This is a genomic window from Bacillus sp. FJAT-29937 (assembly GCF_001509555.1).
Lineage (GTDB): Bacteria > Bacillota > Bacilli > Bacillales > Cytobacillaceae > Cytobacillus.
In genome coordinates this window covers 47,851-66,150 of record NZ_LMAS01000001.1, presented here as the reverse complement: position 1 = coordinate 66,150, position 18,300 = coordinate 47,851, and the positions used below count along the sequence as shown (strand labels likewise).

The following is an 18,300-nucleotide window of genomic DNA, read 5'->3' as shown; positions in this document are numbered from 1 at the left end:
ATTGAATATCAATATATTCGTTTGGATTACCTTAGTTCTTGTCATCCTTTATTCGTTAGGTTTTTGTATTTCACTTTGGAAAGAAAGGAATAAACTTGGAGCATTTGGCGTCTTCTTGTTAATAGGCGGAACCATTATTGGATCTATATTTGGCTTAATTATTTAGGGCTTTACTCACTGAGCAAAGCCCTTTTAGTAGATTTAACAGAGAACTAATAACCTAATTAGTCCCGTGGATTACTCCTAAGTCCTTTAAATACTGTCGATAAGCAATACTCATCCTATCGCTTACTAGCGAAAGCTCAACTTGTAAATCAAGCGGTAGTTCTTCAGGCTTTTGGTTCTCAACTACTGGTTTATCCTGAGCAAAAATTTCATTCTGGAACTTAATGATTTCTTCATCTGATAACCCTGTTTCGTAGTCGAATGAAAGAATTCCATAAGCTACAGATTTATCTTCTGTTTCTGGGCGGACTGTTAATAAAATCGTCATATGTGTCCCGTTTTCACGATCCTTCTTAGTGAAAAGGACGGTTAAAGGACGAATAATTTCATATGTGTAATAGACATATTTCGGATTTCCAGAACCATCTGGATCAGGCTGATAAATGGCGATTTCGTCTGAGAATATTCGATTCCCTTCTTTATTTACGGAATAATCGATAATTTCTCGATGAGATTCGTCTCCAAGGAATCCTTGATGGACGACTGCCAAATGGCCAACATCCAAGAAGTTTTCAACGATACGAGGGGGCTTGGCATTTACTGACTGCGGGCCCCAAATGACGTTATGGTAATCCGTTGTTTCCATTTCTTTATAATTAAAGAATTCCGGATTGTTATTAGCTAGGTTCACCCAAATAAAGCCATATTTTTCTGTGCAGCCATAAGCCGTTGCCTTTGCCTTCTTAGGAATCGCTCTGCCTTCCGGAAGCTGAGGAATCTTTACACAATCGCCATTATGATGAAACTCCCAAGCATGGTAAGGACAGACAAGACAATCATTCTTAACTTCCCCTAATGATAAGGCAGCTCCTCTATGAATGCATAAATCTTTAAATGCATGAACTCCTTCACTATTTCTAAAAATAACGAGACGCTCTCCCATCACGATTACTTGAATCGGCTTTTCCTTCACATCAACAGAGCGGCAGGCTACAATCCAATCTTCTAGCAACGTTTGATCTTGTATCATTTTAGACCCCTTTAAATATGTATTTTCTATTTTAATTGTAATAATATAGTTTTCATTAGTCAATTGCAAACACGAACAAAAATATTTTTTTTAAAAAAAATGTTCGTTTTTGATATACAAACGGATTGTTTTTTAATATAATCCAGTTGAAAAGGTGAAAAACGCAGAATATCAAGGAGGAATACCGTTTTGGAAAAGAAACCAAATAATGGGATTATCATTGGAGTAGATGATAAAATTAGTTATGGCAAGGCACTCCTTCTTGGAGCACAGCACGTATTAGCTATGGATTTGTATATTGCACCAATCATCATTGCTGGTCTTTTATCATTAGGTACTGAAAATACGTCTTTCTTTATTCAAATGTGCTTTCTGGCAACAGGGCTTGCTACTTTAATTCAGACAGGTGCCGGAATTAAGCTCCCGGTCGTACAGGGTCCTTCCTATGTACCAATTGGAGCGATTGCAGCTATTGGGGGAAAGCTTGGATTAGGAGCGATTGCGGGAAGTCTTATTCCTGGGGCACTTATCATTGCATTACTAGGATATCCATTGAAATGGTTTGCAAAGGTAGTGAAAAGAGTCATTCCTCCTCTTGTCGGGGGAACCGTTATTATCATTGTTGGGATTGCCTTAATGCCGGTCGGAATGAATAATATCTATATTGCTCCTGGCAATGTAGGCGACAACATTATCGTTGCTGCTGTTTCTGCGGGTGTCCTAATCATTTGTATGCTTCTTGGCCGGAAAATGAATGGAGTCGGTACTTTTTTCCGCTTGATTTCTGTATTGATTGCCATTGTTGCAGGAACTATTACAGCAAGCTTTTTCGGAGCCGTTGATTTCTCTCCTGTTAAGGAAGCCGCTTGGTTCTCATTGCCATCATTTCTTCCTTTTGGGAAACCAATTTTTAATATAAGTGCGATTATTACAATGGTTTTAGTTTATTTTATTATTTTGATCGAAACGACTGGTACGTGGTTTGTTGTTTCTACCGTGACAGGAAAAGAACTTGATGAGAAGCGTTTAAACCGGGCTTCCGTTGGTGAAGGTCTTGGATGTTTTGTTGGTGCCCTATTTGGAAGCACACCTATGACGGGTTATTCATCTAATGCGGGACTTCTTGCAATTACTGGAGTTGCCAGCCGATTAGCGATTATGGCCAGCGGACTTATCCTCGTCTGCTTAGGGCTTGTACCAAAGCTTTCTACTGCTATCACTTGTATCCCTGAGCCTGTCATTAACGGGATCTTTGGTATCGTTTGTGTAGCGATTGTGACGAATGGCATGAAGGTTATCCAGCCAATCATCATTGATGACCGTAATATGATGGTTATTGGGATCCCGATTCTTTTAACGATCGCAGTAACTGTTTTGCCAAAAGATGTGTTATACAGTGCACCTGAATGGGCAACATATATTTTATCTTCTGGAATTACAGTTGGCGCCCTTGCTACGGTCATAATAAACTTAGTCATTCCGACTGGCAGAGAAAGTTCTACATCCGAACCTGTAATTGAATGATCGATTATTTTAGCAAATAAATAAATTTGAAGGAACTAATTTTGCGATTAGTTCCTTTTTTATTTCCTTTGACAGGATAAAGAATTAGGTATACATTCGTATTATAGTATATTCAAATAATCAGATATACTAATATATGAATATAATAAAAATAAAGAAGGGATAATATGGAGCGAGAAAAATGGTTTTTCACTGGCAGATATAAAGGGTATTCTCTACAAGGCTTCCAAAAGGATCTTTTGTCTGGATTAGTTGTAGGCGTGATTGCCATCCCTCTTGGCATGGCATTTGCTATTGCATCAGGAGTCAAGCCTGAGTATGGAATTTATACAACGATTATTGCGGGAATCTTAATTGCCTTATTAGGGGGATCAAAATACCAAATTGGCGGTCCAACCGGGGCATTTATCCCGATATTATTTGGCGTTGTTATTACCTACGGCTACGAAAACCTTCTTATTGCAGGATTTATGGCGGGAATTATCCTTTGTTTAATGGGTGTATTTCGTTTAGGGGCATTAATAAAATTCATTCCAAGACCTGTTACAATCGGATTTACATCGGGAATTGCTGTCATTATTTTTACAGGGCAAATCGCCAATTTCCTCGGATTAGATGGCGTTAAGCAGCATGAATTCTTTCACGAAAATATTGTTGAAGTTTTTCGTCATCTGCAAACGATTAATATTTTTAGTGTGTTGACTGCTGGCATTTGCTTAATAACTATTATTCTCACACCTAAGCTATTTCCGAAAGTTCCCGGTCCTTTAATTGGATTGCTTTTATCAACGATTGTTGCTGCTATCTTTTATCCCGGAGAAGTTGCCACGATCGGATCTACGTATGGTGACATTCCAAGCTCATTACCGCGTTTTTCCATTCCGGACATTACTTTGGACAAAATCGTTCAGCTTATTAGACCTGCTTTTGTCATTGCCATTCTTGGTGCTATTGAATCGTTGCTTTCAGCCGTTGTAGCGGATGGGATGACGAACAGCAAACATCACAGTAATCGTGAGCTTGTTGGTCAGGGTGTCGCCAATATGATTACCCCGTTATTCGGAGGGATTCCAGCAACCGGTGCAATTGCCCGCACAGCTACAAATATAAAAAACGGTGCCGTATCTCCTGTCTCTGGGATCATCCATGGGTTCATGGTATTATTAATACTAGTCCTCTTTGCTCCTTATGCTTCAAGCATTCCATTAGCGAGTATGGCGCCGATATTAATGGTAGTTGCCTGGAATATGAGTGAAAGACATGTATTCTATCATGTATTAAAAACAAAAACGGAAGATTCCCTTGTCCTTTCTGTCACGTTTCTATTAACCGTATTTATAAATTTGACGGCAGCAGTTGAGGTTGGGTTGTTATTAGCCGTCATTTTATTTACAAAACGAATGAGTGACATCATGGTCACTGCGAAAGCATTGCCAGATCATCAGAACAAACACGAAAAAGTACAAACCCATATGGTTTCAGATAATCGTGATTGTCCACAAATAAGTATTTACAATATAGAAGGTCCCTTATTCTTTGGCGCGGCACAAACTTTTTCACATACGATAATGAGCACAATCAATTATAAACCAAAGGTATTGCTGCTGAGAATGTCAAAGGTTCCATTTATGGATACTACTGGAGAGGCTTCTTTAGCTAACATCATTAACGACTTTTCCAAGCATGGCACTGTCTTAATCTCCGGAATAAGGCCACAGCCGATGAAAATGATGAAAAAAACTGGATTATACGATTCAATTAGAGAAGATCATTTCTTCGAACATACTGGAGAAGCGATTAATTATGCATTACAAGAATTAAATAGAGAGAAATGCCTTGGCTGCAAACACTTTGCCTTTAAGGAATGCAAGGAGCTATCCTCCATGACACAACATTCTGGTAAAAGGGCATTTACTTCATAAAAATGCACTAGATAAAGAGAGGTTATTCAAATGAACCTTGAAATGCAAAAATTCAAAGCGGATTTCTTTAAAGCTTTAGCCCATCCACTTAGAATACGAATTCTTGAGCTGCTCTCAGATGGAGATAAAAGTGTAAATGAAATTCAATCACTCGTTGGAAGTGAAGGCTCTGCTGTTTCCCAGCAGCTAACAGTGTTACGATCAAAAAATATTGTAACTGGTACGAAGGATGGTAACCGGGTGATTTATTCATTAAGAGATCCAATGATTATTGAATTGCTTCAAGTGGCAAGACAGATTTTTAATAATCATCTTGTGGATACTATTTCAATGCTGGATAAATTATCGGAGATGGAAAGCAATGAGGAAACAGACTGACACAGCTTTTAATGGCTGTGTTTTTTTCATGTGATAAAGTAAAATCCCAATCATTTTTACATACTGTGAACTTGCAATTAAAGAATAGATCCCCTCCAATGGATAACACTAAAGCAGACCATTAAAATAGAAATTTCATCCAATCTTATGTACAATGGACATTATACTTAGTGTCCCTAAATATACTAAATAATCATTTTAAGTGTTACACAGGGGGAAATGATCATGAGCCACCATGTAGTAGATGATACCCTTCGGAAAAGAACGGGTTCCGATAAGATTTGGACGCGGGATTTTATCTTAATTGTCTTGTCCAACTTTTTTATCTTCCTTGGATTTCAGATGACGCTTCCAACGATCCCACTTTTTGTCGAGGAATTAGGAGGAAATGATCAGCTTATCGGCATAGTAGTAGGAATTTTTACTTTCTCTGCCCTGCTTCTCCGTCCCTTTGCCGGGCATGCATTAGAATCAAGAGGCAGGCGTTTTGTTTACTTATTTGGACTGGGAATATTTATAATCTCCGTAGGATCATTTGGTTTTGTCCCAAGTTTATTCTTCCTTTTCATTATTAGAATTGTTCAAGGAGTTGGCTGGGGCTTTTCCACAACCGCTTCAGGAACGATTGCGACTGATCTTATCCCGCCAAGAAGGCGCGGAGAAGGAATGGGATATTATGGACTTTCGGGGAATATTGCTTTAGCACTTGGGCCCACTCTTGGTCTCGCTTTAACAGGGACTATTTCTTTTAAAATGTTGTTTATCATTTGTTCACTTCTTGGACTAATAGCATTCATTCTATCTATGAAAATTCGCTATAAACAAGTTGATCCCGCAGCTGTCCAGCAGCCTCATAAAAAGTGGGACTTCTATGAAAAAAGCGCGATTCCACCTTCTTTGCTGTTATTCTTTTTAACGGTCACTTTTGGAGGAATCGCCACTTTCCTGCCCCTTTATTCTGCGCAAAAAGGGATTGAAGGAATTCAATGGTATTTTCTGCTTTATGCCTTTGCCTTATTGATATCAAGGACATTTGCGGGAAAAATTTATGATCAGAAGGGACATCAGGCTGTTTTTATTCCAGGAGCTGTTCTTGTATTGATCTCGATGGTATTCCTATCATGGCTGCCAAATAGCATGGTCCTCTACATAGCTGCTATTCTTTATGGCTTAGGCTTTGGCACCGTTCAGCCTGCCCTGCAAGCTTGGTCAATAAAGACAGCTCCAATTCATCGGCGAGGAATGGCCAACGCAACCTTTTACTCATTTTTTGATTTAGGGATAGGAATTGGAGCGATTGCTTTCGGCCAAATTGGCCACTGGTTTGGATATGGTACGATTTATTTAGTGGCAGCAGTATCCGTACTTTTTTCTATTATTCTTTACTTGTATATTGTAGCAAGAAGCCGTACACGGGCAGTTAGCGGATAGAAGAAAATATAAAACTAGGTCCCCTAAGCTTTGCGGACACAGGTTCCTTTATTTGAGGAAAAATGGGCTAATTTCATATATTTATGGACACAGGTTCCTCTATTTTGTTGTTATGCATAGATTTCCTGTGTTTTTTCGTTAATAGCGTATTCTGTGTCCGCTTAGCCCTTTAATTATTGTCATTTTATACAAATAACGGATTTAATGTCCGCTAAAAAAATTTCATTCTTTAAATATTGTATCTTTTTAGGTACAGAGTCATATTAATAGTAGGAATTATCTAACTCCCCTTTAAAATGGTCAAGAATTCTTAAACCTCTAACATTTTTTTATCCCTTCAAATTCCTTATGCAGATAATTCTGATTGGCTAAAAGATGGATTCGATACTTAAAAATTTTTCCACTAGATTGTGTCTTTTTAATATTTTTATTAGCTTAAAATCAGGAAATTTGGAGGGATAATTATGCAGGCGGTCGTTTATAAGCAATATGGCACGCCCGATGTTCTTGAACTAAAAGAGATTGAAAAACCTGTACCTAATGACGATGAAGTATTGGTAAAAGTTCATGCTGCATCCTTGAATTATGGGAACCTAGTTCTTTTAAAAGGTGAACCGTTCTTATCAAGGCTTGCGTTCGGGCTTTTGAAACCAAAATACCCCATACCCAGTGGTGATATAGCTGGCCGGGTTGAAGCCGTTGGTGTCAATGTGAAGGAGTTTAAGCCTGGTGGTGAGGTATTTGGGGACCTATCCCGCAGTGGCTGGGGTGGATTTGCCGAATATGTATCTGTACCAGAAAAGGCTCTAGCATTAAAACCTGCCAATATCTCTTTTGAAGAAGCTGCTGCGGTACCAATGGCAGGTGTTACAGCCTTACAGGGGCTTAGGGATAAAGGCAAGATTCAATCGGGACAAAAGGTATTAATTAATGGTGCCTCTGGTGGTGTCGGAACATTCGCCGTACAAATTGCTAAATCCTTTGGGGCCGAAGTAACGGGTGTTTGCAGTACGAGAAATATAGATATATTGCAATCATTAGGGGCAGATCATATGATTGACTATACAAAGGATGATTTTACAAAAAAATCTCAGCAATATGATCTGATTATCGCATGCAATGGCTATCACCCGATTACATCCTACAAACGGGCACTCACAAAAAATGGAACTTATGTGATGATTGGTGGTTCTGGACACCAAATGTTTCAGGCTATGACTTTAGGGACTTGGTTCTCAATGACCGGGAGCAAGAAAATGGGTAGCTTTTTGCAAAGAGCAAATCAAAATGATCTAATTTATATGAAAGAACTTCTTGAAGCCGGCAAAGTGAAACCAGTTATTGATAGATGCTATAAATTGAGTGAAATAACGGAAGCTTTTAGGTACTTTGAAGAAGGTCACTCTCAAGGAAAAGTGGTTATCACGATGTGAAAAATTTTTGATTTTTCGCCCATTGCCTTGCTAAACGAAAAAAAGTGCGACAAATTAACAGCTGTCGCACTTTTTTATTGCTAAGATTCTCTTCTAAAATGAACCTCATAAATTACAACTGCAAGGGCCTGTTTCTTACACAACCGGTAAAGCAAACTCTCTAAAACGCTCTACCGCCTTGTCGGTATCAGCTGCAAAGCCTTGTTCCTTTAGCGTTTCTCCAATTAGGACGATTGCTTTTTCAAGCATTTGATCGGTCGTATTTCCCATATGGCCGATTCGAAATGCTTTACCAGCCAAATGGGCAAGAGCTCCCGCTACGATTAACCCCTTTTCTGCTAAAGCAGCCCGGAAAGAAGCATCATCCATGCCTTCTGGATAAAGAATACAGCTTAATGTATCAGCCGCCACCTCTTCTTCTGCTAAAGCTTTCATTCCATATACAGCAAGGGCAGAGCGAACCGCTTTCCCAAACGCTTTATGACGTTTAAAGCGATTTTCCATCCCTTCAGCCAGTACGAGCTTCATCCCTTCGTCATATGCATAAATAAGATTAACTGGTGGGGTAGCAAAATATTTAGAAGGGTCATTCATAATTGGAATCCAATTGTTAATATCACAATAATAAGCAGGCACTCGTTTAATTTGTTCACGAGCGGCCAATGCCGTTTTATTAAAGGCAACAATTGCGACCCCCGGCGGAACGCCAATTGCCTTTTGCGAACCTGTTAAAATAACATCAATCTTCGCATCTTCATTCCCATAAGACTTACTCATATCCTCTTCCATTGCTGCTGTAGCGCAAACGCCGTCAAGAATGACAAGTGCTCCGTGCTTTTTAATGATTGGTACAAGCACATCCAAATTGGCTGCCACACCTGTCGAAGTATCGGCATGTGTAATCGTAACTGCCTTGAAATTTCCTGCCTTCAGTTTTTCTTCTACATCATTAGGATTAACCTGTTTTCCCCACTCCGCTTGAATGACCTCTACCTCAATCCCAAAGGCTTCCCCTATTTTGATGAAGCGGTCACCAAAAAATCCTTGGCTTATTACAAGAATTTTTTCGCCAGCTTCCACGGTGTTGACTATAGCCATTTCCATTGCAATTGTACCTGATCCTGCGATCACGAGTACCTCTCCATCAGTTTTAAACATTTCCCTAGTTTTTTCAATTGCACTCCGATAAATAGCCGTAAATCTTGGATCTGTATGGCTTCTCGTTTCCTCAGCAAGTGCATCATAAATAGAATCGACAACTGGTGTTGGTCCTGGAATTAACAGCATTTCTTTGTTTCGCATGATCATCCTCCTAATAAATTCTATATTTATCCTGCATACAATTACTACTTCTATACTTTTACTAAAAACCCTCTAATTTTTAAATAATTCTGAATTAATGAGTTTTATTTTATAAATAAGAAAAAATATTGACTTATAATTGATATTAATATTATGATAGTTTTATACTTAACTACACAAAAGCATAAAAGCACAAAAGCGTTGAACTATTTAAGTAGCTCATACATTCTTGAAAGACTAGAGACTTGATGGTGGTGAAAATCAGGCAAGGTGTATAGTGAAATACAGTTAGGGAGCTGTTTATCCGGTTTCGGCCGTTATCTAATAAGAGAGCAGAGTAATCTGCTAACTAGGGTGGTACCGCGGAGCTTCCGTCCCTTTTTGGGATGGGGCTTTTTTTGTTTTTTGCTCATTTCAAGGGAAGTAGTCGTTCAAAAAGTCCATGCAGCGATGCTGGATGGCAGGAAAGGAGAAAGATAACATGAAAAAGGAACTTAGCATTGGGATGTCGGTCATTCCAATACTTGCATTAATCATTTCTGCAGCTTTATCGATATTTATATGGAAAGCAGGCATGCATATCCCATTAATGATTGGAGTGATCTTAGCAGCAATTGTTGCGAAGGTTAGCGGCTGGGGCTGGGATGAAATCCAAAATATGATGGTTCAAGGAGTCGCTAGAGCTTTACCAGCTGTATTTATTCTGCTCATTATTGGCATGATAGTTGGCTCATGGATCGCAAACGGAGTCATCCCAACCATTATCTACTATGGTCTATCCATCATTAAACCAGAATTATTCGTCCCTATTGTTGCACTTGTCACCGGTATTGTGTCCGTAACATTAGGAAGCTCCTTCACATCTATAGCAACAATCGGACTTGCTTTCATGGTGATTGGGGAAGGGCTTGGATTTTCCCCGGGCCTTGTTGCTGGAGCAGTCATTTCAGGCGCTTATTTTGGAGACAAATTATCACCCGTTTCTGACACTACAAATATTGCACCCGCCATGGCTGAAACGGATTTATTTAGCCATATTAAACATATGCTTTGGGATACACTCCCTGCCTTTTTTCTATCCATACTATTGTATTGGATTGTTAGTAATTCCGGAGCGGCAAGTGTTGTTGCGGATGCAAGTGTCATTGAAACGGTAAAGGTTGGTCTTAATGATGTATTTACCATTCATCCGCTACTATTGCTGATGCCCGTACTGACAATCATCCTAATGATATTACGTACACCAGCCATCCCTGCATTAATGGGTGTTAGTCTATTAGGCGGTGTGCTTGCTATCTTCGTGCAAGGGGCAACCGTTTCTTCCATTATCCAAGTCATGACAAAAGGCTATTCCGCTGAATCTGGAGTTGCAGCGTTAGATTCCTTGTTAAATAACGGCGGCATGATGTCGATGCTTGGTACGATTGCTTTATTAATCATCGCGACGGCGCTTGGAGGGATATTAGAAGATACAGGAGCCTTTGAAGTATTAACACGAAAAATGATGGCGAAAGTCAAATCTGCTGGAACGTTAATTAGTTCAACGATTCTTGCTACTTTTGTTGTAGCCTTTGCAAGCGGTGCACAATTTTTGGCGATTATTTTACCGGCCAGAACCTTTGTAAGTAAATATAAAAATATGGAAATTGATACGAAAAACCTTTCAAGATGTGTAGAAGCGGCTGGAACGGTTGGAATTAACCTCGTACCATGGGGAGTCCCTGCTGTATTTGCCATGAGCATCCTTGGCGTTTCACCTGGCGAATTTATTCCGTACGCTTTCTTTGTTTTCCTAGTCCCGCTTATCAATATCCTATTCGGCTTCACTGGCTGGACAATTTCGAAGAAGAATTATCATGAAGAAGAAACAAAGCTTCTATAAGATTGGGGAGAAATTTTACAATGAGCGAAGTGATTTTACATGTGTTAGGAACAGCACAAGATGCTGGACTGCCACATCCAAATTGTTTTTGTAAAAATTGTACAGAGGCGATTAACAATCCTAAGCTTCGGCGCCTTGCTGCCTCACTGGCCATCGTTCTACCGAATGTGCGAAAATGGCATTTGATTGATGCGACGCCTGATTTAAAAGAACAGATGGTAAAGCTGCAATTACAATACGGCTTGCAGGGCCAGCTTATGGATAGCATCTTTTTAACCCATGCCCATTTAGGTCATTATCCTGGGTTGCTCTTTTTGGGGCGTGAAGCAATTGGTGCCACGGGAACTCCAGTGTTTGCAGGTGAAAAAATGAGTCAGCTGCTGCATGAACAGGCGCCATGGAGTCAATTAACTAAGCTTAAGAACATCGTAACCCATGAAATTCGGAATGGAAAATCCCTACCGATATCCGAGCACGTTTCAATTATTCCAATGGATGTTCCACATCGAAATGAATTTTCTGAGACATTTGGATTTGTGATAAAGGGGCCAAATAAAAAAGTCCTCTACATTCCAGATATCGACCGCTGGGATGAGTGGAACGAGGACATATATATGGTATGTCAAGAGGTTGACATCTGCCTGCTTGATGGGACCTTCCATTCATCGAAAGACCTTGAAAAAATCGGCCGGGATTTTCGGGAAATCCCCCACCCACTTATGACAGAAACAATGGATAGGCTTCAAGATTTGGTTGGAGAAAAGGAAATCTATTTTACTCATCTAAATCATTCGAACCCTGTTATTGACTCTGATCGTCAAATTAGACGGCAATTGGAGGATCGTGGCTTTCATATAGCGGAGGATGGGATGGAATTTAGATTGTGAGGTTTGTTGCAATCGGTGTATTTTTTAAGTAACAAAAATAATAGCCAGCCCGTTAGTATTTGTTGTACACGGGGCTGGCTTTATTTTATTCTTTGATTTTTTTATATTCCTTTTCAATATCCTGAAAAGTTTGTTTGATCTCTTCACCCCAATGATCATTTACTTTCTTGAAAATGATTTCCCCATTTTGATCCAAAATTCCGTAGCCGCGATAAGCAACATCCCCATTCTTCATTCCAAAACGGTCAATCAATTCCAATTTCGGGTCAGAAATAAACGGCAAACTTGTACCAAAATAGTCCTTTAGATGGCTGTATAATTCCTTTTGCTGTTCAGGTGTATCATGGCTGATAATAAACATTTCCATATCCATGTCATTAAACTTGTCAAGATTTCCATGCAACTCAACTAGTTGCTGCTGACAAAGTCCTCAGGTGTATGTTGTAATAAAAAAGAACAATGCTGGCTTCTCTAACGGAAATGTAACTTCATTGTTATCCTGATCTGCTAACGTAATCGGTTCTTCTAAACCCTTCTGACCACAAGCAGCAAGAAATAGTACTGCTGCTAGTGTCAGCATAACCATTCGTAATTTCATGTTGTCTCCTTTCTTGGTGCTGAAGCCTAATCCTTTTAAAAAAGGCATTCTAGCATTTCTACTATCATTTTATAACTATACTATAGACATATTATTATAATTTACCTCGTTAATCCACTTTTTAAGCACATATAAGGGATGAATTTATCTAAGTATGTCCTTTAACTGAGGTTTATAGGACACATTAGTGATTAAAATATCTAAGGCAAAAACCTAGCTAATGAAAACCCAGTATTCGAAAATAAAAATGACTCCTTCGTCTTTTATTATGGAAGGAGCCAAAAATTTATTGGTGCCACTTATTTTTTGTTTACATAATAAATTTATGGTAAATCAAGAACAAAAATTTACACCCCTCGTTTATTACCCCAAATATACGTATGAAGTTGCGGAAGGACCTTTACATTATTTAAATCACGGTCTTCGACAACCTTGTCAATCAACCAAGAATATTTTTCTAGTAATTGATGTACAAGTGTATCTTGATCGACTGTGGCAATATCATCATTCCCCACTTGTAAAAAGAACGGTACCTCAGGGTATCGCTTGTGAAGTTTTTTTGCATAATTAAAATCTTCATCATTGAAGATTACTACTTTTAAGCTAATCTGGCGAGTATGAAGTTTGCCAATAATCTCATCCAACATGTCAAAATTAGTAACCATTTTCGAGCTTGGCGGTTTAGGAGATATCGTTAATTCATCGATATTGTAAAACCATTCTTGCCATTTGCTCCCTTGTGTTTCAAGGCCGACTTTAATCGAATTTTCCTTTAACAGATCGACCAATTCACTTAAATTTTTCAATAGAGCAGGATTGCCTCCTGAAATGGTAACGAATGAAAATCGTTCTTCTCCCATTCGTTTGAGTTCTGCCCAAATTTCCTCTGCGTCCATTTGTGTGATTAAATCCTTGCCTGAACCATCCCAAGTAAAAGAGGAGTCACACCAAGCACAGGAATAATCACAGCCTGCAGTTCTTACAAACATCGTTTTCTGGCCTATTACCATCCCTTCTCCTTGTATCGTTGGCCCAAAGATCTCCATCACTGGAATTTTACTCAATGATCATCCACTCCCTTCTTGCCTCTGCATAACTTGTAGGAGTTTCATATAATCGAACAAATTCAACTCTTGCAGCGTCGTTGTATTTTCGGATATCTAGACTCTCTTGCATTTTTTCATAGATCCATACAACCATATTCTCAGCGGTCGTATTCATTGGAGGTAGCGTTTCGTTCAAATATCGATGATCTAAATAAATTTCAATGTCATTTTTCCAAATTTCTTTAATATCACCGAAATCGATTAATAATCCGCGGTGATCCACAAGCCCGCTAATACCAAAGATTACTTTATATGTGTGACCATGAAGGTTTTTACACTTTCCTTCATAGTCATGCAAGTGGTGTGCGGAATCAAAAGTAAATTCTTTACTTACTAGTACACGCTTGTTATGGTATTTCAATTGATCTCTCTTAATATCAAAATCTATCTTTTGAAGTTTATCTACTATGCGGAATCCATACATGGTCTATAACTCCCCTTTTTCCAGTAAGTATTCTTCTAAACCATTTTTTCTGAGCACACAAGCTGGGCATTCTCCACAGCCATCTGCAATCATTCCGTTATAGCATGTTAAAGTTTTTTCACGGACAAAATCGAATGCGCCAAGCTCATCAGCAAGCTTCCACGTTTCAGCTTTATTTAACCACATTAAAGGAGTATGGATAACAAAGCTTTGATCCATTGATAGGTTTAAAGAGACGTTTAAGGATTTAATAAAGACGTCCCGGCAGTCAGGATAGCCGCTAAAGTCTGTCTCACACACACCAGTTATGATATGCTTAGCCCCAACTTGACTTGCTAATACGCCAGCAAAAGAAATGAATAGCAGGTTTCTCCCTGGTACAAAGGTAGATGGCAACTCCCCATTCTCTCCATCCTTCACCTCGATATCTTCCCTTGTTAGAGCATTAGGAGCTAATTGATTTAATAGACTCATGTCCAGAATATAATGCTTAATCCCAAGCTCTTTTGTAATGTTTTTGGCACATACAATTTCTGAAACATGTCTTTGATTATAGTCAAATGTAACGGCAACCACTTCATTAAAATTTTCTAATGCCCAGAATAAACAAGTCGTACTATCCTGGCCTCCGCTGAAAACAACAACGGCTTTATCATTTTTCATTTTGAAAATCTCCTTTGTAAAAAAGAAAAAACAGCACCACTAAGAAAGCAGCACTGTTTTCCTTAGTTTTTTTGAGAGGGTAGCTAGAACCTCTACCGCATACGCGGAATTTATATATAATTCTTTAGTTATTATATCATATAAAAACGTTAACTTTTTAATGCACTAAGAAACAAATTATTTAAAAGGTTATTCATGTTCCCCTTTACTATTTGCAAAAGAACTAAAAATGAAAAAGATTTCTTGTAAAATATTTCTTAAATTTCGTGACTGCCCCTTATCATCATGCTCATTGACGAATGAACAATTCCTCAATGACAAAATCAAAAATTGACAGTAAATTATGTTCATGATATATTTATCTCGAATTAGAGATGTATGAATTAAATGAGATTTACTTAATATTTATTATTTAATGTTAGTGGGGATAAAGCAAAAAAGAAATACTATGAAAATGAACGATAGAAAAATGGAGGATATATCATGAACGAATTAAAAGGAATACATCATGTAACAGCCATTACAAGCAGTGCGGAAAAGAATTATGATTTCTTCACTTACGTCTTAGGGATGCGCTTAGTAAAGAAAACAGTTAATCAGGATGATATTAGAACGTATCATCTGTTTTTCGCAGATGATAAAGGGAATGCAGGAACAGATATTACATTCTTTGACTTCCCTGGCATTCCTAAAGGAATACATGGAACGAACGAAATCTCAAAAACATCCTTTCGCGTTCCGAGCGATACTGCTTTAGGCTACTGGGTCAAGCGTTTTGATCGTCTTGAGGTGAAGCATACTGGAATTAAAGAACAATTCGGGAAAAAGACGCTTTCCTTCATCGACTTTGATGACCAGCAATATCAATTGATTTCTGATGAACATAATGAAGGAGTGGCATCGGGAACGCCTTGGCAAAAAGGACCCATTCCTTTAGAATATGCCATTACCGGATTAGGTCCTGTTTTTGTCCGAATCGCAAATTTTGATTATTTTAAAGAAATACTGGAAAAGGTTCTGATATTTAACAAAATCGGTCAGGAAGGTGCGTTTCATTTATTTGAAGTGGGTGAAGGCGGAAATGGAGCCCAGGTAATTGTGGAAGATAATCCAAATCTTCCACAAGCGCAACAAGGCTTTGGAACCGTTCACCATGCGGCATTTCGAGTCGAGGACAGTTCCGTTTTAGAAGAATGGGATAAACGACTTCGTAGCTTCCGAATCCCAACATCAGGTTTCATTGACCGCTTCTTTTTCGGATCTTTATACTCAAGAGTGGCACCCCAAATATTATTTGAGTTCGCCACAGATGGACCAGGATTTATGGGAGATGAACCGTATGAAACACTTGGCGAAAAATTATCTTTACCTCCGTTCTTAGAAGGAAAACGGGAACAAATTGAAAAAATGGTCAGACCAATTGATACAATTAGAAGTACGCTGGAAATAGAAAAGGAATATTAAGTTTTAGACCTTTGAAAAATGGCCTGATCTCTTCATTCTTGGAGAATCAGGCCATTCTTTTTCTAATTCCTCTTTCTTTAATGCCTTTACGTGCCTTCACACTGATGCATACCTCTTTTTATACTTAGAAATCATCTTCCTTAATAAGCATTTTTAATGCTTATATTTTTCCATATCAGAAGCAACCTATTGATACAGGAGGTGCAAAGATGACAGAACCAAGCCAGCCAGGAAGCAAAAAGATGCCGGACTTTGATAAGCTAGATGATCGAATAATAGCCGAACAACGAACATCCGGACCTACCTTAGTCATAAAAACAAACCTAGATCCAAAAGACTCAACAGTCGATAATCCCTATTATGGAGATGATAAAACAACAGATATAAAGGAGTTTAGAGATTTCTTTGAGGATGATTGAGAAGCAATAATAACGAAGAAGGAGCCGGTATTTAGTATATCGGCTCCTTCTTGAACATTAAAATTCCTTCTTAGAAAATGGCAAAAAGAATTTAATCCCTCTCTTGTTAAAGGGCAGCAACTTCATGTCGGCAATTAAATGACCTACATAGCCCATTAGACAGGTAATAAATACACCTTCGTGCTCAAGTGATGTTTCTAAATGAAAGGATATGTAAGCAAAAAAGAGTACACCTAATAATGAATGCGTATAGCTTCTATGAGGAACAAATGAAGCTGCAATAATATAGAGTCCTAATAACCATAACCAATTTTCTTGAAGTGATATACCTCCAAATAGGATACCAATGCCGGTAATTGTCAGCATTCGTCTTTGTGTGATAAACGAGGATATTATGATAATAAGCATTCCTATCCCAATACCTATCCATTTGATTATTTCTGAACCAGTAAAATAACTATACAAAATAAGCAGTACAGCAATGAATTGCGCTGCTGTTCTTATGATCTTATGTGAAATGGTAATTTTATTACTTAGCTTACCGTCAATATCAATATCAGGCATTAAACCAGAAATTGCCCCTATTCCTATTAATAAAACGGTTCCGGTTGGATTTGTTTGCAGCAAATTAGCAGTTAAAAAGCCGGTTGCTGCACCGATGACTGTATGTGAAGTACCGTTCAACTTTTTTTTCCACCTTTTTCTTAAAAATGTAAGGATTTCTAAAACAAACTTTAAGAACGTATGTTCCTGATTTGATTATACTTTTAATTTTTGCAAACGGCAAGGGAAATCTTTATTTTTTTACTCTATAACCACACCCTTCAAAGTAAAAGAGGAGATTCAAGTTGTCAGTTTGACCAACGAGAATCTCCCACTATTTAAAACACTATCCCATAATATTATATCCAGCATCTACATAAACAATTTCACCCGTAACCCCTCTTGAAAGATGGCTCATTAAGGCAAGTGTCATATCCCCAACTTCTTCTTGCGAAACATTTCTTTTCAGAGGTGCTGTCTCTTCAATTTTATGAAGGATTTGGTTGAAGGACGGAACTCCTTTTGCAGCAAGCGTACGAATGGCGCCAGCCGAAATGGCATTGACACGGATATTGTCTTGTCCTAATTCAGAAGCTAAATACTTCACTGATGCTTCAAGAGACGCTTTGGCAATCGCCATCACATTATACCCAGAAACGACACGCTCTGCACCAAGATAAGACATCGCAATTATGGTGCCCCCTTCAGTCATGAAAGGCTTGGCCGCTTTCGCAACAGCAATTAATGAGTACGCACTTGTGTCTTGGGCAAAAGCATAACCACTTCTAGTCGTATCGATAAAATCTCCCTTTAAATCTTCAGCATGCGCAAAAGCAACGGAATGGAGCACTCCATGAACGGTACCTGCTTCCTCTCCAATTTTATTAAAGGCTTCTGCTATGCTTTCATCACTGTTCACATCGCATTGTACGATTAATTTCGCTTCTAAGTTATGATCACTTAGAAGTTTTGTCAGTTTTCCAAGCGAGCGTTCTTTCCGATATGTAAAAATGACATTCGCCCCTGCTTGATAAAGAGATCTTGCTACTCCCCAAGCAATGCTTCGTTCATTTGCCACTCCCATAACTACTATATTCTTGTCTTTTAATTTAAGTAAATCTTCCATATT

At 38.6% G+C, this 18,300-nt stretch carries 18 protein-coding genes, 1 pseudogene, 1 riboswitch and 1 other annotated feature; of the genes and pseudogenes, 10 read left to right on the top strand and 9 right to left on the bottom strand.

Translation table 11 applies throughout. The annotated features are described in order from the left end of the window. The first annotated feature begins 1 nt into the window (after position 1). The gene (locus AR328_RS22415; protein WP_156422623.1) at positions 2–166 is read left to right on the top strand and encodes a hypothetical protein; all 165 of its coding nucleotides are present in this window, start codon (positions 2–4) and stop codon (positions 164–166) included. A gap of 54 nt (positions 167–220) precedes the next feature. Here the strand turns inward: AR328_RS22415 and AR328_RS00320 are convergent, their stop codons facing one another. After that, on the bottom strand, positions 221–1,195 hold the full coding sequence (locus tag AR328_RS00320) for an aromatic ring-hydroxylating oxygenase subunit alpha (protein ID WP_066287673.1): 975 nt from the start codon (positions 1,193–1,195) through the stop codon (positions 221–223). A 189-nt stretch (positions 1,196–1,384) separates the two neighbouring features. Between AR328_RS00320 and AR328_RS00315 the strand changes: the two genes are divergently transcribed. The 5 genes from AR328_RS00315 (at position 1,385) to AR328_RS00295 (ending at position 7,883) form a co-directional block, all read left to right on the top strand. Next, on the top strand, positions 1,385–2,719 hold the full coding sequence (locus tag AR328_RS00315) for a uracil-xanthine permease family protein (RefSeq protein ID WP_082677085.1): 1,335 nt from the start codon (positions 1,385–1,387) through the stop codon (positions 2,717–2,719). A gap of 167 nt (positions 2,720–2,886) precedes the next feature. After that, positions 2,887–4,641, top strand: coding sequence for a SulP family inorganic anion transporter (locus AR328_RS00310; protein WP_066287666.1), 1,755 nt, complete (start codon positions 2,887–2,889; stop codon positions 4,639–4,641). 30 nt (positions 4,642–4,671) lie between these two features. Next, positions 4,672–5,019 carry an ArsR/SmtB family transcription factor gene (locus AR328_RS00305; RefSeq protein WP_066287663.1) on the top strand — a complete coding sequence of 116 codons (348 nt, stop codon included), beginning with the start codon at positions 4,672–4,674 and terminating at the stop codon, positions 5,017–5,019. A 225-nt stretch (positions 5,020–5,244) separates the two neighbouring features. Then, a complete protein-coding gene (locus AR328_RS00300; RefSeq protein WP_066287659.1) occupies positions 5,245–6,450 on the top strand; it encodes an MFS transporter in 1,206 nt (401 codons plus the stop codon). Between the two features lie 464 nt (positions 6,451–6,914). Then, on the top strand, positions 6,915–7,883 hold the full coding sequence (locus AR328_RS00295) for an NAD(P)-dependent alcohol dehydrogenase (RefSeq protein ID WP_066287656.1): 969 nt from the start codon (positions 6,915–6,917) through the stop codon (positions 7,881–7,883). Between the two features lie 135 nt (positions 7,884–8,018). Here the strand turns inward: AR328_RS00295 and AR328_RS00290 are convergent, their stop codons facing one another. Then, positions 8,019–9,185, bottom strand: coding sequence for a pyridoxal-phosphate-dependent aminotransferase family protein (locus AR328_RS00290; RefSeq protein WP_066287653.1), 1,167 nt, complete (start codon positions 9,183–9,185; stop codon positions 8,019–8,021). 192 nt (positions 9,186–9,377) lie between these two features. Beyond that, positions 9,378–9,567, top strand: a binding site (T-box leader). 99 nt (positions 9,568–9,666) lie between these two features. Here AR328_RS00290 and nhaC point away from each other — a divergent pair. After that, positions 9,667–11,067 carry a Na+/H+ antiporter NhaC gene (gene nhaC / locus AR328_RS00285; protein ID WP_066287650.1) on the top strand — a complete coding sequence of 467 codons (1,401 nt, stop codon included), beginning with the start codon at positions 9,667–9,669 and terminating at the stop codon, positions 11,065–11,067. A 20-nt stretch (positions 11,068–11,087) separates the two neighbouring features. Then, complete coding sequence (locus AR328_RS00280) at positions 11,088–11,954, top strand: MBL fold metallo-hydrolase (protein ID WP_066287647.1); 867 nt, start codon at positions 11,088–11,090, stop codon at positions 11,952–11,954. An 85-nt stretch (positions 11,955–12,039) separates the two neighbouring features. Here AR328_RS00280 and AR328_RS00275 read toward each other — a convergent pair. The 5 genes and pseudogenes from AR328_RS00275 to queC all read right to left on the bottom strand — a co-directional run. Beyond that, positions 12,040–12,366 (bottom strand): annotated as a pseudogene (locus AR328_RS00275) (redoxin domain-containing protein); the annotation flags it as partial. Between the two features lie 18 nt (positions 12,367–12,384). Then, complete coding sequence (locus AR328_RS22735) at positions 12,385–12,552, bottom strand: lipoprotein (protein WP_197414392.1); 168 nt, start codon at positions 12,550–12,552, stop codon at positions 12,385–12,387. Positions 12,553–12,899: 347 nt separating this feature from the next. After that, positions 12,900–13,616, bottom strand: coding sequence for a 7-carboxy-7-deazaguanine synthase QueE (gene queE, locus AR328_RS00270; protein ID WP_066287643.1), 717 nt, complete (start codon positions 13,614–13,616; stop codon positions 12,900–12,902). Then, complete coding sequence (gene queD / locus AR328_RS00265) at positions 13,609–14,082, bottom strand: 6-carboxytetrahydropterin synthase QueD (RefSeq protein WP_066287641.1); 474 nt, start codon at positions 14,080–14,082, stop codon at positions 13,609–13,611. Before queD ends, queE begins: the two co-directional genes overlap by 8 nt. 3 nt (positions 14,083–14,085) lie before the next feature. After that, positions 14,086–14,745, bottom strand: coding sequence for a 7-cyano-7-deazaguanine synthase QueC (gene queC, locus AR328_RS00260; protein WP_066287636.1), 660 nt, complete (start codon positions 14,743–14,745; stop codon positions 14,086–14,088). A gap of 56 nt (positions 14,746–14,801) precedes the next feature. Then, positions 14,802–14,844: riboswitch (PreQ1 riboswitch) on the bottom strand. Positions 14,845–15,228: 384 nt separating this feature from the next. On the opposite strand from queC, the gene AR328_RS00255 reads away from it, so the two are divergent. Both AR328_RS00255 and AR328_RS00250 read left to right on the top strand, forming a co-directional pair. Then, positions 15,229–16,209, top strand: a complete 981-nt coding sequence (locus AR328_RS00255) for a ring-cleaving dioxygenase (protein WP_066287630.1) — start codon at positions 15,229–15,231, stop codon at positions 16,207–16,209. A gap of 209 nt (positions 16,210–16,418) precedes the next feature. Next, a complete protein-coding gene (locus tag AR328_RS00250) occupies positions 16,419–16,628 on the top strand; it encodes a hypothetical protein (protein WP_066287628.1) in 210 nt (69 codons plus the stop codon). 57 nt (positions 16,629–16,685) lie between these two features. Here AR328_RS00250 and AR328_RS00245 read toward each other — a convergent pair whose 3' ends face one another. Both AR328_RS00245 and fabI read right to left on the bottom strand, forming a co-directional pair. Next, positions 16,686–17,312 (bottom strand): metal-dependent hydrolase, encoded by a 627-nt coding sequence (locus AR328_RS00245; protein WP_066287622.1) that lies wholly within the window; start codon positions 17,310–17,312, stop codon positions 16,686–16,688. A 205-nt stretch (positions 17,313–17,517) separates the two neighbouring features. Then, positions 17,518–18,297, bottom strand: coding sequence for an enoyl-ACP reductase FabI (fabI, locus tag AR328_RS00240; RefSeq protein ID WP_066287618.1), 780 nt, complete (start codon positions 18,295–18,297; stop codon positions 17,518–17,520). Positions 18,298–18,300: the final 3 nt, after the last annotated feature.